At 67.5% G+C, this 440-nt stretch carries 1 protein-coding gene; it reads left to right on the top strand.

What is annotated here, in order from left to right:
* Nucleotides 1-440, top strand: a 440-nt coding sequence (locus AN216_RS00255; protein WP_139140811.1) for a zinc-binding dehydrogenase, incomplete at both ends; no start/stop codon positions are given.

Below are 440 nucleotides of genomic sequence, written 5' to 3'. Positions count from 1 at the left end.
GGCTGGTCGTTCGCGCAGGCGGCGTCGGTGCCGATCGTGTTCCTGACGGCGTATTACGCGTTGGTGGATCTGGGTGGGGTGCGTGCGGGTGAGCGGGTGTTGGTGCATGCGGCAGCGGGTGGTGTGGGGAGTGCGGCGGTGCAGTTGGGGCGGCATCTGGGTGCGGAGGTGTTCGGTACGGCGAGTGTGGGCAAGTGGGACGCGTTGCGGGCGGCTGGGTTGGATGAGGAGCACATCGCCTCGTCTCGGGATCTGGATTTCGAGGACGCGTTCCTTGGGGTGACCGGGGGTCGTGGGATGGATGTGGTGTTGGACTCGTTGGCGCGGGAGTTCGTGGACGCGTCGTTGCGGTTGTTGCCGCGCGGTGGTCGGTTCCTGGAGATGGGCAAGACGGACATCCGGGAGCCGGAGAAGGTGGCGGTGGACCACGAGGGCGTCGC

The organism is Streptomyces oceani, assembly GCF_001751245.1.
GTDB lineage: Bacteria > Actinomycetota > Actinomycetes > Streptomycetales > Streptomycetaceae > Streptomyces > Streptomyces oceani.
Note: the sequence above shows the minus strand (reverse complement) of the source record. Positions and strands in the feature narration are given on the sequence as shown.